This window comes from Agrobacterium sp. 22-214-1 (assembly GCF_053522465.1).
This window is the reverse complement of record NZ_JBNWCK010000005.1, coordinates 194,308-210,221: the sequence shown is the minus strand read 5'-3', so window position 1 is coordinate 210,221 and position 15,914 is coordinate 194,308. Positions and strand designations below refer to the sequence as shown.

The following is a 15,914-nucleotide window of genomic DNA, read 5'->3' as shown; positions in this document are numbered from 1 at the left end:
CGGGCCGAACGACGCCATTTTCTTCCCCTCATCGAAAACGCCCTGTCCGCGCCGATCTCCAGTTTCGCAGACATTCCGGAATAATGACGCTGCAGCATGACGCGCCTGCGGATATTCTGCACTTGACGATCCGTTCCGCACAGCGTCCGGTCCGGTTCACCGAAGGTTCAGGATAAGTCATAAATATAGCGTGGCCCGATTTTCGTGTGTGTTCCCGCCACGGACGAAATGCCGGTCAAGTCGAACAAGTTTCCATAAAGTTCAGAATACGAGCCCGATGTCATTTCATATTACCCCGACCGCCGCCGCCCGTGATTCCGAGACGAAGCAGATCGATCACAACGATTCGATCCGCGCGTCCTATATGACGGTGGAGGAACTGCATGATGCGGGCGCCGCGCTTTCGCGCGATGGCGCCGACAGTCTTCCCGGCTTCATGGAGTTCGATTTCTTCGAGCGTCATCGCGAGAACGAGAAGGAAATCCTCAGGGTCTATCGTACCACGGCCGTCGATGCGGAAAATGGCGCGACGATAACGCCGGCGGCGGAATGGCTGCTCGACAATCACTACGTCATCGAAGAGGCGATTCAGGAAGTCCGCCGCGATTTTCCGCGCAAATTCTATCGCCAGCTGCCGACGATGACGGTAGGCGGCGTGACGATCCCGCGGGTCATGGCGCTCGGCTGGCTTTATGTCGCCCATACCCACAGCACGGTTTCGCGCGAAAACATGACGGCGCTGGTGGATGGCTACCAGACGTCGAAAACGCTGCAGATCGGCGAATTGTGGGCTTTGCCGTCGATCATCCGTTTCGTCCTCATCGAAAATCTCCGCCGCATCTCCATCCGTGTGGAGCGTTCGCGCCGCATGCGCCAGAAGGCGAATGAGGTCGTCGATGAAATCATCCGCCTGAACGATGCCGAGGCGTCGGCCGCGCTTCTCAAGCAGGTCGATTCGCTGGTTGACGATCCGACTTTCGCGACGCAGTTCCTTTATCGTCTGAGGAACGGTTCGCAGACCTCCGGTTTAGCGGTGGCCTGGCTTGAAGAGCGTCTTCACGCTGCCGGCACCGATGCCGAAAACGTCATGATGTCGGAACATAATCGCCTGGCATCCGGCAATGTGACGATGGGCAACATCGTCAAGAGCCTGCGCGAAATCGACGATACCGAATGGTCGGTGTGGTTCGAGGAAGTCAGCCATATCGACAAGGTTCTGCGCGAAGAGACCGACTACGAGGTTCTCGATTTCGGTTCGCGCAACACCTACCGCAACACGATCGAACTTCTGGCGCGCCGTTCTCCCAAGACCGAAGTCGAGGTTGCGCGCGCCGCTGTCGAAATGGCGCGTTCGGAGACGCCGGCGGGTGCCGATGAAACCCATCGCGTCAATGTCGGCTCCGTGCTTGTCGGCCAGCGCCGCTTCGAGCTTGAAAAGGCTTTGGGTTACCGGCCGCTGGTGTCGCAGCGCATCGTGCGCTCGATGCGCAAGTTCAACTGGCTGGCAATCGCCGCGCCGGTCCTTCTCATCACCGCGCTCGCCATGCTCGCTGTCGGCTGGTTCCTGGCGCAGGCGGGCATGCCCTGGTACGTCGTGACCGCCTTCCTGCTGATGTTCGCATTGCCGGCATCCGAAGGCGCGACCGGCCTCTTCAACACCCTCGTCACCTTCTTCGTGAAACCGTTCCGGCTGGTCGGATACGAGTTCAAGAACGGCATTCCGCAGGATGCCCGCACATTGGTCGCTGTGCCCTGCATGCTGACTAGCCGCGACAGCGTCGACGAGATGATGCGCAATATCGAGGTGCATTATCTCGCCAATCCGCATGGCGAGATCTACTTCTCGCTGGTGAGCGACTGGCGCGATGCGCAATATGAGCAGTCCGACGACGACCTCGAGATTCTCGATTATGCCAAGCGCGAGCTTGCGGCGCTGAACAGCCGTTACGCCTTCGATGGCAAGACACGCTTTTACCTGCTGCATCGCCGCCGCCTCTACAATCCGGCCGAAGGCTGCTGGATGGGCTGGGAGCGCAAGCGCGGCAAGCTGCATGAGCTGAACATGCTGCTGCGCGGTGACAAGGATACGACGTTCCTCGGCGGCGCGAACATCGTGCCGGAGGGCGTGAAATACGTCATGACGCTGGATGCCGATACGCGCCTGATGCGCGATGCGGTGACCAAGCTCGTCGGCAAGATGCACCACCCGATCAACCGTCCGGTCATCGATCCGGTATCCGGGCGGGTTGTCGAAGGCTACGGCCTGTTGCAGCCGCGCGTAACACCCTCGCTGACGACCGGCAAGGATGCGTCCGTCTTCCAGCGCGTCTTCTCGATCAACCGCGGTATCGATCCCTATGTCTTCACTGTTTCCGACGTCTATCAGGATCTGACCTCCGAAGGCACCTTCACCGGCAAGGGTCTTTACGATGTGGATGCCTTCGAGGCGGCGCTGAAAGGCCGTATCGAGGAAAACTCCATTCTCAGTCACGATTTGCTCGAAGGCTCTTTTGCGCGCTGTGCGCTGGTGACCGACGTGGAACTGGTGGAGGACTTCCCGACCCGGTATGAGGTGGAAGTGTCGCGCCAGCATCGCTGGGCGCGTGGCGACTGGCAGCTTCTGCCCTTTATCCTCGATCGTGCCCGTGGCGTTACCGCCATCGGTCGCTGGAAGATGGTCGACAATCTGCGTCGCTCGCTGACGCCGATCGCCTGGTTCTTCGCCTCGATCCTCGGCTGGTATTTCATGGATCCGCTCGGTGCGCTGATCTGGCAGATCCTGCTGATCTTCTCGCTGTTCGTCGCGCCCACGCTGTCCCTGCTGTCCGGTCTCGTGCCGCGCTCCACCGATATCGTGCCGCAGGCGCATTTCCATACCATCTGGTCGGAAATCCGCGCCACCAATGCACAGGTGGCGCTGCGCATCGTCTTCATCGCCGATGCCGCCTGCATGATGACGGATGCGATTGCCCGTTCGCTTTACCGCCTGCTCGTCAGCCACAAGCTGATGCTGGAATGGCGTACCGCCGCCAGCATGCAGTCGAGCGCGCAGGGCAGCATCGTCGATTATTACCGCCAGATGTGGCATGCGCCCGTGGTGGCGATGCTTGGCCTGTTGTTTGCGGCGCTGCCGGGCGACAACGCTTTCCTGATCGGCATTCCATTCACGCTGCTCTGGGTTTTGTCCCCCGCCGTTGCCTGGTATGTTAGCCAGTCGGCTGAAACCGAAGACCGGCTGTTCGTTTCGGAACACGTCTCCTTCGAGCTTCGCAAGATCGCGCGTCGCACCTGGCGTTATTACGAGGCCTTCGTGACGCCGCAGGAAAACCACCTGCCGCCTGATAACTTCCAGGAAACGCCGGAACCGATCGTCGCTTCGCGTACATCGCCGACCAATATCGGCGTCTATCTGCTTTCCATTATTTCGGCCCGCCAGTTCGGCTGGATCAGCTTTGCCGATACGCTGGAGCGGATCGAGAACACGATCCAGACCGTCGAGAAGATGGAAAAGCATCGTGGCCATCTCTACAACTGGTATCATACCGACACCTTGCAGACGCTTGGGCCGCGCTATGTTTCGGCGGTGGACAGCGGCAATCTCGCCGGCCACCTGATCGCGGTTTCGTCCGCCTGCCGTGATTGGGCGGAAGCGCCCTCCGCGCATCTTCAGGGCAATCTTGACGGTATCGGCGATCTCGCCGGCATTCTGCGTGAAACGCTGAAGGCGCTGCCCGACGACCGCAAGAACCTGCGACCGCTGCATCGCCGCCTCGAGGAGCGCATCATCGGCTTCTCGAACGCTCTGGCCTCGGTCAAGCGCGAGCATGAATTCGCTTCGATCCGCGTCATCAATCTCGCGGTGCTGGCGCGCGACATCCAGAAGCTCGCCACCAATGTCGATCATGAGGTGAAGTCCGCGCAGAGCGCGGAAGTGACCCGCTGGGCGCAATTGCTCGTCGATTGCTGCGAGGCGCATATTTCCGACAGCGCCATCGACCTCACCAATATGGAGCCGCTGCGCCAGCGCCTCGCATCGCTGCGCGACCGCAGCCGCAACCTCGCCTTCTCGATGGATTTCACGTTCCTTTACCGAAAGGATCGCCGTCTTCTGTCGATTGGCTACCGCGTCGAAAGCAAGGAGCTGGATGAGGCCTGCTACGACCTTCTGGCTTCCGAATGCCGCCTGACCAGCCTGTTTGCCATCGCCAAGGGCGATCTGCCGACCGAACACTGGTACCGTCTCGGCCGCCAGGTCGTGCCGATCGGTGCGCAGGGCGCGCTGGTCTCCTGGTCCGGCTCGATGTTCGAATATCTGATGCCGCCGCTCGTCATGCAGGAGCGTCAGGGTGGCATTCTCAACCAGACCAACAATCTGATCGTCAAGGAGCAGATGAACCACGGCCGCCGTCTCGGCACGCCATGGGGCATTTCCGAAGCGGCATTTAATGCCCGCGATCACAACATGAACTATCAGTACACCAACTTCGGTGTGCCGACGCTCGGCCTCAAGCGTGGCCTTGGCCAGAATGCGGTGATCGCGCCTTATGCGTCGATCCTCGCCAGCCAGTATGATCCTGACGGTGCGCTCGAAAACCTCGACAAGCTGCGCAAGCTTGGTGCTCTCGGCCAGTACGGTTTCCATGATGCGGTGGATTTCACGCCGACGCGCGTACCGGACGGCAAAGTCTGCGCAGTGGTCTACAATTATTATGCCCACCACCATGGCATGTCGATTGCGGCCGTCGCCAACGTCGCTTTCGACGGCGTGCTGCGCGAACTCTTCCACTCCGATCCGGTGATCGAGGCGGCCGAACTGCTGCTGCAGGAAAAGGCGCCGCGCGAAGTGCCGGTCATGAGCGCCAAATACGAGCCGGAAACCCCCGGCAAGGAACAGGCCGACCTCCTGCGCGCCGAAGTCCGGTCCATCGCCGACCCGGCCGTGCGCGACCGCGAAGTGGTGTTCCTGTCGAATGGCCACTACTCGACCATGCTCACCTCCACGGGTGCCGGTTATTCGAAGTGGAACGGCCAGGCGATTTCCCGCTGGAAGGCCGACCCGACCGAAGATCGCTGGGGCACCTTCATCTTCCTGCGCGACACCACCAATGGACAATGGTGGAGCGCAACGGCCGAGCCGCGCGTCATCGAAGGTGAAAAGACTAAGACGATCTTCACCGATGACAAGGCCGAGTTCCACAAGACCACCGGCGACCTGCAGAGCGTGGTCGAATGCATCGTCGCCACCGAGCATGATGCCGAGGGTCGCCGCGTCACGCTGCTCAATGTCGGTTCCGAGGATCGCTATATTGAAGTGACCTCCTATATGGAGCCGGTCATCGCGTCGGAGGATGACGACAACGCCCATCCGCTGTTCTCGCGCATGTTCGTGCAGACGGAGATCGGCCGCCGTGGCGACGTTATCCGCGCCTGGCGCAACCGCCGCAGCCCGAACGAACCCGGCACCGTCATCGCGCATCTTGCCGCCGACAATGCCGGCCCGTCGCGCCCGACGGAATTCGAGACGGATCGCGCCAAGTTCATCGGTCGCGGACGCTCGCTGCGCGAAGCGGCGGCTTTCGATGCCGGTGCGACGCTTTCCAGCACCGACGGCTTCACGCTTGATCCGATCCTGTCGTTGCGCCGCACGGTGCGCGTGCCGGCGGGCAAGAAGGTGAGCGTGATCTTCTGGACGATCGCCGCGCCGAGCCGCGAGGAAGTCGACAAGGCGATTGATCGTTACCGTCATCCGGACGCTTTTGCCCATGAACTCGTGCATGCCTGGACGCGTACGCAGGTACAGATGCGCCATGTGGGTGTGACCTCACAGCAGGCGGCCGCTTTCCAGCATCTCGGCCGTTATCTGACCTATCCCGACATGCATCTGCGTGCGGATTCGGAAACGCTGAAAACGGGCCTCGCTTCGCAGCGCGCTTTGTGGCCGCTTGCGATTTCGGGCGATTTCCCGATCTTCAGCCTGCGCATCAACGACGATATGGACATGGATATCGCCCGTGAGGCGCTGAGCGCCCATGAATATCTGCGTTCACGCGGTGTGATCTTCGATCTCGTCATCGTCAACGAACGGGCTGCGTCCTATGCGCAGGATATGCAGCATGCGCTGGATCATATTTCCGAGGCGCAGCGCCGCATCAATCCCGCCGACGGCGGACGTCCACACGTCTTCTCGGTGCGCCGCGACCTGATGGATGAAGAGACCTGGAGCGCGCTTCTCGCCGCTTCCCGCGTCGTTCTCCACGTGCGCAACGGCAAGATCGTCGACCAGATCAACCGCGCGGTATCGCTGTTTGCGGCCCATCGCGGTCCTGACGGCACGAGCGATGCAGCACAGGCCCGTCTGCCTGTGCCGGTCTTCCCTGTGGCGGAGCCGGTGGAGGATGCGGGTGATCTCGATTTCTGGAACGGTTTCGGCGGTTTTGCCAGAAGCGGTCAGGAATATGTCGTGCGCCTCAATGGCGGGCAGTCCACGCCGCATCCGTGGATCAACGTCATCTCGAACGAGAATTTCGGCTTCCATATTTCGGCCGAAGGCGCCGGTTTCAGCTGGAGCCGCAATTCACGCGACTATCAGCTGACGCCCTGGAGTAACGATCCGGTCATAAACCGGCCGGGTGAGGCCTTCTATGTCGCCGATGTGGAGACAGGAAAGCTCTATACGCCCTGCGCCGCGCTGTCGCGCGACCCCGAAGCCATGTTCGAAACCCGCCATGGTCTCGGTTACTCCGTGTTGACGGGCGTGGCCGATACGCTGGAGGTGGAGCTGACGCAGACCGTGGACCGTGAAAAACCGGTCAAACTCTCGCAGGTCATCGTTCGCAACAAGGGCTCGAAAAGCCGCCGTCTGAAGGTCTATGCCTATGTGGAATGGGTGCTCGGCAATAACGGCCAGAAATCTGCGCCGTTCATTCTGAGCAGGCACGATGCCGGCAACAACGCGATCTTCGCGTCGAACCCCTACAGCATCGATTATAGCGCCCGCACCGCTTTCCTAACGCTCGATAGCGAAGCGAGCGGCTTCACGACCAGCCGCCGGGAATTCATCGGCCGCTTCGGGTCGGCGCAGGCGCCGCAGGGCATCGTGTCCGGCACCGCACTCAGCGGCAGCACGGAGGTTGACGGCGATCCCTGTGCTGCGCTGATGCAGGAAATCCACCTGAAGCCCGGCGAAGAACGGCACATGACCTTCATTCTCGGCGATGCCGACAATGCGGAAGAGGCCGAAGCGCTGGTGAAGGATGTTCGCCAGGCGGACTTCCAGACGGTGCTGAATGAGAGCAAGGCGTTCTGGACGGGCTTTACCGGCCAGTTGCAGGTTTCCACGCCCGATTCCGGTTTCAACCACATGGTCAACAACTGGCTGCCCTATCAGGCGCTGGCATGCCGCATTCTGGCGCGCACCGCCTTTTACCAGTCGAGCGGCGCCTTCGGCTTCCGCGACCAGCTTCAGGATACGCTGGCCTTCCTGCTCTACCAGCCGGATCTCGCCCGCAAGCAGATCCTGCGCGCGGCAGGCCGCCAGTTCCCGGAAGGCGATGTGCAGCACTGGTGGCTGCCGCTGACGGGCGCCGGTGTTCGTACCACCATTTCCGACGATGTGGTCTGGCTCGCTTATGCGATCAACCAATATGTCTCGGCCACGGGTGATGCCGCCATCCTCGATGAAAGCATCCCCTTCCTGAAGGGTGCGGCATTGATGCCCGGCCAGCATGACGCTTTCTTCCAGCCGGAAACCAGTGACAGATCCGCCACGCTTTACGAGCATGCGGCGCTGGCGCTCGATCTTGCCATTCATCGCACCGGCGAAAATGGCCTGCCGCTGATCCTCGGCGGCGACTGGAACGACGGCATGAACCGTGTCGGTGTCGGCGGTAAGGGCACCAGCGTCTGGCTCGGCTGGTTCCTGTCCGGAGCGTTGCGCGATTTCATCGAGATTGCGGAAAAGCGTGGCGATACCGACCGCGTCGGCAAATGGGCGGCGCACCGGGAAAAGCTGCGCAATGCGCTGGAAACAGCGGGTTGGGATGGCAGCTATTACCGGCGTGGTTATTTCGATGACGGCACGCCGCTCGGTTCCGCCGAAAGCGAGGAATGCCGGATCGATTCGCTCGGCCAGAGCTGGAGCGTTCTCTCCGGCGAGGGCGAAGAGGCTCGGTCGCGGCAGGCGATGGATGCCGTCATGGAGCATCTGGTCGATGAGCAGACCGGCATTATCCGGCTGTTCACGCCGCCCTTCTCGCGTGCGCCGCATGATCCGGGTTACATCAAGGGATATCCACCGGGTGTGCGCGAAAACGGCGGACAATATACCCATGCGGCGACCTGGGTGGTTCTTGCCCTTGCGAAGCAGGGTAGGGCGCAGGAAGCATGGAACTGCTTCAAGCTGCTCAACCCCGTCAATCATGCGCTCGATGCGGCAGCATCGGAAACCTATCGGGTCGAACCCTATGTGGTGACTGCGGATGTCTACGGTGAAGGCGCTTATGCGGGCCGTGGCGGCTGGAGCTGGTACACGGGTTCCGCCGGCTGGCTCTACCGCGCCGCTGTCGAGGGTATTCTCGGCATCACCCGCACCGACGGCAAGCTGCATATTTCGCCGTCGCTGCCGGAGGACTGGAGCGGTTTCTCGGTGAAGATCACGCTCGATGGTAAGGCCAGGGATATCGTCGTAAGCCGCAAGGCCGATACGGCGGAAGTCTCCGTTTCCGTCGATGGCAAGGCCCTGTCGGCAGATGACCGGGTGATCCCCTTCGACTGAGACGATCAGGTCTCCGTTCGCCTTTAAAATCAGGCTCCCGTGGTAACGCGGGGGCCTGAATCTTTATGGGCTACCCTGGCCTCCGACTCAGTTTATGAGTCGGATCATGGCACGGCACCCAGGCCTCCTTCGCAGCATCGGCTGGAAGGTGCTGCCGCACCGAGATAGGATCATATTGGCGAAGGCTTTGATGGCGCGGTGCCGGATCGTCGGTGCGGACTGTCTCGTCAATCTCTTTTCGAGAAAAGCAGCAGTCGCGAATAGTCGGTCGATCGGAGGGGAGTTATCTTGCAATTCAGAGCATCTTTCACAGAGCTTGCACTGTTGGCGTTGCTCGCCATTCTTTCCCTGGCGTTGTCCTGCTGGTTGGCGCGCTACCCCCGGAAAACGAGTGTCGGAATAATGCTTGGCGTATTGCTTGGAGTTTTCCTGACCAATCTCGCAGCAGGTATTGTCGCCATTCTGGGAAATCTCCTCCCCTTCGGGCAGATCGATTTCTGGCTGGCGAGTTCCTTGACCGGAATTCTCCGATAGGCGACCTGTGATCTGGTAGGCTGTCGGGAAGCGCAAAAAGAAAAAGGGCGGACAACTTGCTGTCCGCCCTGTCTTCATTCCGTCAGCCAAGCCTTCAGGAGGCAATGGCCTTGGGCCGTGGCTGCTGGTTTTCGTCTTCCGTCAGCAGGCCGCTGGTGCGCAGCAGCGAGGTGAAGCGTCCGCCGCGCTGGCTCAGCTCATCGAAAGTACCCTTTTCGATGATCCGGCCCTGATCGAGGAAGAGGACGAGATCGGCATCGCGGACCGTGGAAAGGCGGTGGGCGATGATGAAGGTCGTACGGTTCTTTCTCAGCGCGTCGACAGCGGCCTTCACCCGGGCTTCCGTTTCCACGTCCAGCGCACTGGTCGCTTCGTCCAGAACCAGAATGGGGGCGTTCTTCAGGATGGCGCGGGCAATGGCGATGCGCTGGCGCTCGCCGCCGGACAGGCGGTTGCCGCGTTCACCCACCTGGGTCAGATAGCCGTTGATGCGGCTGTCGATGAAATCCGTCGCCGCTGCGGCTGCCGCTGCTTCCACCACTTCCGCATCGGTGGCCGATTCACGGCCGAGGCGGATGTTTTCGCGAATGGAGCGGTTCAGCAGGCCGGCATCCTGAAACACGGTGGCGATGGAGTTGCGGAGCGAATTTTTCGTCACCGTCGAAATATCGGTCCCATCGATCAGAATCTGGCCGGAATCGGGATCGTAGACCCGTTGCAGAAGGTTGATGAGCGTGGTCTTGCCGGCGCCTGTCGGTCCGACGATCGCGACTGTCTCGCCGGCCTTGGCCGTGAACGAAACGTCGTGAACGCCCTGCTTGGTGTTGGCGAAACCGAAATTGATGTTGCGGAACTCCACGGTGCCGGAGACATTCGACAATTCGCGCGCATCGCCCGGCTCTTCCCGTTCCTTGACGGAATCTTCCAGCACGAAGAAATCCTCGAGCTTGGCGCGGGCTTCGAAAATCTGCGTCACGAATTGGCGCATCTGGTCCAGACGGCCGATCAGGAGATTGGCGAAACCGATGAAGGCGATGACATCGCCCACGCGCAACTCGCCGTTCTTCACCAGTACGGTGCCGATGACGAGGATGATCATCATCGAAACGGTGGAGGCCGTGCGGTTCAAAGCACTGGCAAAGGCCCACCAGTCGAGCACGGGATATTGCGCGCTCAGCAGCTTTTCGGTGAAAGATTTCAGCGCCTTCGTTTCGGCCTCGATGCGGTTGTAGCTGTGCAGCACCGAGACGTTGCTGATGGAATCGCTGACATGGGCAAAAACGCTGTGATAGTGTTCTTCGACCGAAGCCTGGCCGTCTTTGGTGCGGCCCATCACCCACTTACCGATGAACCAGTAGACGATACCGAGGCCGATCAGCACGAAGCTGAGGCGCAGGTCCATGGACATGGCGGTTGGCACAAGCAGCACCAGTGCGACGAAGGTGGCCAGATGCGTGCGCATGAATTCGAGCCAGAGGCCGAACAGCGTCTCGCTGGCGCGCAGCAGCGTGTGCAGGGCGTTGGATGTACCGCGCTGATGGTGCCAGGAGAGCGGCATCGAGATGATGCGCCCGAAGGCTTCCGTCAGCAGCGAAGCGCGCCGGCCATGGGCCAGCCGGTCTGCCTCGCGGGCGACAGCCACATAAGCGACGGTGTTGAAGACACCGAAACCCGCCCAAAGGATAAGGATCGGCGTGACGTTGGTGCCGGAAGAGATGGCGTCGATGATCCGGCCGAACAGCACCGGTTCGGCGATGGTGATCGCTGCAAGAATGACGTTGGCGATGACGACCACCGTCACCCGCCATTTATGTACGGTCAGATAGCGCAGAGCGCGTGTGTAAACCTGAAACAAGGTCAAATTTTCAATCCAGTCCGAGCGTCTTTTTCGAGCGGTTGTTTGTTCGGCCTCAAGGCAAGTTATTTTAGCAAGGTTGCATGAGACGGCGAAATTTGTGTAATTATCGCTCTTTCTGTCTGAATGGCGGCTTAACAGATAGACCGCGCGTGCGAACCGAAAAAAAACGAACCCGATGTTTCCCGGGACCTGCCGTCACAAGATTTCGCATCTTCGTTTCAGGGATTGCTAACGACGATATGTTCAATCTCAACCGACCGGCGCCCGAGTAACATGACGTCATCGCGGGACCACGTCCTTCGTGTCATTCCCTTCAAGCCAAGCTCCGGACCACGTGTCTTTATGCATGATATTCTTCACTTCATCTCTGCGTGTTACCAGGCGGGAAGCGCCGACCGCGTTCGTTCCGAATTTGCAACGCTCATTCGCGAATACGGTTTCGAATATTTTCTAGTCAGCAGGCGGATGACCGGGGAGCTCGCCTCCACCGGACACATCCTTGCGCAACATCTGCCCGAAGGCTGGCTGGAGGTCTACAGGGCCAAGAAATACAATCTCGTCGATCCCGTCCGCAAGGTGATCGGCATGGTGCACAAGCCATTTCAGTGGAAGGAAGCGCTGGAGGGCCTGCCGCGTGCTATGCATCGCAAAAGGGCGAGCGTCTTTTTCCACGATGCCGGCCGGTACGGTCTGCAGGGTGGTTACGCCTTTCCCGTACATGGCCGTGCGGGCTTCATCGGTGCGGTCTTCATTGGCGGCCAGGATCGGCAATTGCCCTCTTTGCAGGTGGAACTGCTTGATGCGGCCACGCGTGCCGTGTTCTGGCGCCTGCTCGATCTTTCCGGGCAGGCCCATGGCTTCAGCAATGCCCCTGACGTTTCTGCCCTCGAGCTTACGAGGCGCGAAATGGAGGTGCTGACGCTGATGGCGGACGGTATGACATCCACCGAAATTGGACGCCAACTATCGATCTCCAACCACACGGTCGACTGGTATATCAACGGAATTCAGCGCCGTTTCAGCGCCAAGAACCGGCAGCATACCGTGGCGCTTGCTTTTCGTCATGGTTTGCTGAGCTAGCGCAAACAGGACAGTTCTCGCCGGAATTGCCCTTTCCAAGACCGGGTTTTGCTGCTTAATTCCGCAGTGCAGCAGAAATTTTGTTTTGGCGTGTGGGGAGACCGTCTTGAAAATATCGAAAATACTTGTTGCCAACCGATCCGAAATTGCGATCCGCGTTTTCCGGGCAGCGAACGAGCTTGGGATTAAAACCGTTGCGATTTGGGCGGAAGAGGACAAGCTGTCTTTGCACCGCTTCAAGGCGGACGAATCCTATCAGGTCGGCAGGGGGCCGCATCTCGCCAAGGATATGGGACCGATTGAGAGCTATCTTTCGATCGAGGAGGTTATTCGCGTAGCCAAACTCTCCGGAGCGGACGCGATCCATCCCGGTTACGGCCTTCTGTCTGAAAGCCCCGAATTCGTGGAGGCCTGCAACAAGGCTGGCATCACCTTCATCGGACCGACGGCGGATACGATGCGCCAGCTCGGCAACAAGGTGGCCGCGCGCAATCTGGCGATCTCGGTCAACGTCCCCGTTGTTCCAGCTACCGATCCGCTGCCCGACGATATGGCGGAAGTGGAGCGCATGGCCGAGGAAATCGGCTATCCGGTCATGCTGAAAGCCTCCTGGGGCGGCGGCGGCCGCGGCATGCGCGCCATCCGCAGACGAGAGGATCTCGCCCGAGAGGTGACGGAAGCCAAGCGCGAGGCGAAGGCCGCCTTCGGCAAGGACGAAGTCTATCTGGAAAAGCTGGTCGAGCGTGCGCGTCACGTTGAAAGCCAGATTCTCGGCGACACACATGGCAATGTCGTGCATCTGTTCGAGCGTGATTGTTCGATCCAGCGTCGCAATCAAAAGGTGGTCGAGCGTGCGCCCGCGCCCTATCTCACCGAAGCGCAGCGTCAGGAACTGGCTGCCTATTCCCTGAAGATCGCCGCCGCGACTAGTTATATCGGTGCCGGCACGGTCGAATATCTGATGGATGCCGATACCGGCAAATTCTACTTCATCGAGGTCAATCCGCGCATCCAGGTGGAGCATACCGTCACCGAAGTCGTGACCGGTATCGATATCGTTAAGGCGCAGATCCATATTCTCGAAGGCGCCGCCATCGGCACGGCGGAATCCGGCGTGCCGCGCCAGGAGGATATCCGTCTCAACGGCCATGCGCTGCAGTGCCGTATCACCACTGAAGACCCGGAACATAACTTCATTCCGGACTACGGCCGTATCACCGCCTACCGTTCCGCCTCTGGCTTCGGTATCCGTCTGGATGGCGGTACTTCCTATACCGGCGCTGTCATCACCCGCTATTACGATCCGCTGCTCGTCAAGGTAACGGCCTGGGCGCCGCAACCGGATGAAGCGATCAACCGCATGGACCGCGCGTTGCGCGAATTCCGTATTCGCGGCGTGGCAACGAACCTCACCTTCCTCGAAGCCATCATCGGTCACGACAGTTTCCGCAACAATACCTATACGACCCGCTTCATCGATTCGACGCCGGAACTGTTCGCGCAGGTCAAGCGTCAGGACCGTGCCACCAAGCTCCTGACCTATCTTGCCGACGTGACCGTCAACGGCCACCCGGAAACCAAGGGTCGCGCCAGGCCGTCCGAAAAGGCGGCAAAGCCCGTCGTGCCTTATATCGATGCGCCGACGCCCGATGGCACCAAGCAGTTGCTTGACAGGCTTGGCCCGAAGGGCTTTGCGGACTGGATGCGCAATGAAAAACGCGTTCTGGTTACCGATACGACCATGCGCGACGGGCACCAGTCGCTGCTGGCCACCCGCGTTCGCACCCATGATATTGCCCGTGTCGCCAGCGTTTACGCCAAGGCGCTGCCGCAGCTTCTCTCGCTGGAATGCTGGGGCGGGGCGACGTTCGACGTTTCCATGCGCTTCCTGACGGAAGACCCATGGGAGCGTCTTGCGCTGATCCGCGAAGGCGCGCCGAACCTGCTGCTGCAGATGCTTCTGCGCGGCGCGAATGGCGTCGGATACAAGAACTATCCCGACAACGTCGTGAAATACTTCGTCCGTCAGGCCGCAAGGGGCGGGGTCGATCTCTTCCGCGTCTTCGACTGCCTGAACTGGGTGGAGAATATGCGCGTCTCGATGGATGCGATTGCCGAGGAGAACAAGCTCTGCGAGGCGACCATCTGCTATACCGGCGATCTGTTGAATTCGGCTCGTCCGAAATACGATCTCAAATATTATACCAACCTTGCCGCCGAGCTTGAAAAGGCCGGAGCTCATATCATCGCCGTGAAGGACATGGCGGGCCTGTTGAAACCAGCTGCGGCCAAGGTTCTGTTCAAGGCGCTGCGTGAGGCGACCGGTCTGCCGATCCATTTCCACACCCACGATACCTCGGGTATTTCCGCCGCGACCGTTCTTGCGGCCGTGGATGCCGGTGTCGACGCGGTGGATGCTGCAATGGATGCCTTCTCCGGCAATACGTCGCAGCCATGCCTCGGCTCGATCGTGGAGGCGCTGGCGGGGTCGGAACGCGATACGGGTCTTGATACCGAATGGATCCGCCGCATTTCCTTCTATTGGGAGGCGGTGCGCAACCAGTATGCCGCCTTCGAGAGCGATCTCAAGGGACCGGCTTCGGAAGTCTATCTGCATGAAATGCCGGGCGGCCAGTTCACCAACCTCAAGGAACAGGCGCGTTCGCTGGGTCTCGAAAGCCGCTGGCACGAGGTGGCGCAGGCCTATGCCGACGCCAACCGCATGTTCGGCGATATCGTCAAGGTGACGCCGTCTTCGAAGGTCGTTGGTGATATGGCGCTGATGATGGTCAGTCAGGATCTGACGGTGGCCGACGTTGAAAACCCCGATCGTGAAGTGTCTTTCCCGGAATCGGTGGTGTCGATGCTGAAGGGCGATCTTGGACAGTCGCCCGGCGGCTGGCCAACAGCCCTGCAGAAAAAGGCGCTGAAGGGCGAAGCGCCCTATACGGTTCGTCCTGGTTCGCTGCTGGAAGATGCCGATCTCGATGCCGAACGGAAGGTGATCGAGACCAAGCTGGAGCGTAAGGTCGACGATTTCGAGTTCGCGTCCTATCTGATGTATCCGAAGGTGTTTACGGATTTCGCGCTGACAGCCGAGACCTATGGCCCGGTTTCGGTGCTGCCCACCCATGCCTATTTCTACGGTATGGAGGATGGCGAGGAACTGTTTGCCGATATCGAACGCGGCAAGACGCTTGTCATCGTCAATCAGGCCTCGTCCGGCACGGATGACAAGGGCATGGTGACGGTGTTCTTCGAGATCAACGGCCAGCCGCGCCGCATCAAGGTGCCGGATCGTGCCCATGGTGCTTCCGGCTCCGCCGTGCGCCGCAAGGCCGAGCCCGGCAATGCCGTTCATATCGGCGCGCCGATGCCGGGCGTGATCAGCCGCGTCTTCGTCAACCAGGGCCAGGAGGTCAAGGCCGGCGACGTGCTGCTCTCCATCGAGGCCATGAAGATGGAAACCGCGCTTCACGCCGAACGCGACGGCAAGATCGCAGAAGTTCTGGTGCGCCCCGGCGACCAGATCGATGCGAAGGATCTGTTGATCGCTTACGGGGAATAAAGCCGTATCCGATCTTGATGAGTGTCAGACGCCCGCCTCTCCGGCGGGCGTTTTTTGTTGCGCAGCCGTAAAAACTCGAATATGCATGTTCGTGCACGTTT

Annotated in this window: 5 protein-coding genes; 4 read left to right on the top strand and 1 reads right to left on the bottom strand. The window is 60.3% G+C overall.

Annotated elements, in window-relative coordinates; all coding sequences use genetic code 11:
• Positions 1 to 277 precede the first annotated feature (277 nt).
• Both ACQZ5G_RS18735 and ACQZ5G_RS18730 read left to right on the top strand, forming a co-directional pair.
• A complete protein-coding gene (locus tag ACQZ5G_RS18735; RefSeq protein ID WP_448737999.1) occupies positions 278 to 8,773 on the top strand; it encodes a GH36-type glycosyl hydrolase domain-containing protein in 8,496 nt (2,831 codons plus the stop codon).
• Between the two features lie 288 nt (positions 8,774 to 9,061).
• Positions 9,062 to 9,307, top strand: coding sequence for a hypothetical protein (locus tag ACQZ5G_RS18730; RefSeq protein WP_448737998.1), 246 nt, complete (start codon positions 9,062 to 9,064; stop codon positions 9,305 to 9,307).
• Between the two features lie 94 nt (positions 9,308 to 9,401).
• On the opposite strand, the gene ACQZ5G_RS18725 is transcribed toward ACQZ5G_RS18730, so the two are convergent.
• The gene (locus tag ACQZ5G_RS18725; RefSeq protein ID WP_003520317.1) at positions 9,402 to 11,168 is read right to left on the bottom strand and encodes a glucan ABC transporter ATP-binding protein/ permease; all 1,767 of its coding nucleotides are present in this window, start codon (positions 11,166 to 11,168) and stop codon (positions 9,402 to 9,404) included.
• Between the two features lie 339 nt (positions 11,169 to 11,507).
• Between ACQZ5G_RS18725 and ACQZ5G_RS18720 the strand changes: the two genes are divergently transcribed.
• Together ACQZ5G_RS18720 and pyc are read left to right on the top strand one after the other, a co-directional pair.
• Entirely contained in the window at positions 11,508 to 12,245 is a 738-nt protein-coding gene (locus tag ACQZ5G_RS18720) for a helix-turn-helix transcriptional regulator (RefSeq protein WP_080815561.1), read from the top strand.
• 106 nt (positions 12,246 to 12,351) lie between these two features.
• A complete protein-coding gene (gene pyc, locus ACQZ5G_RS18715; RefSeq protein WP_448737997.1) occupies positions 12,352 to 15,813 on the top strand; it encodes a pyruvate carboxylase in 3,462 nt (1,153 codons plus the stop codon).
• Positions 15,814 to 15,914: the final 101 nt, after the last annotated feature.

Coding starts and splice junctions, on each gene's coding strand:
- ACQZ5G_RS18735 (WP_448737999.1), top strand. CDS start 278: ATGTCATTTCATATTACCCCGACCGCCGCCGCCCGTGATTCCGAGACG.
- ACQZ5G_RS18720 (WP_080815561.1), top strand. CDS start 11,508: ATGCATGATATTCTTCACTTCATCTCTGCGTGTTACCAGGCGGGAAGC.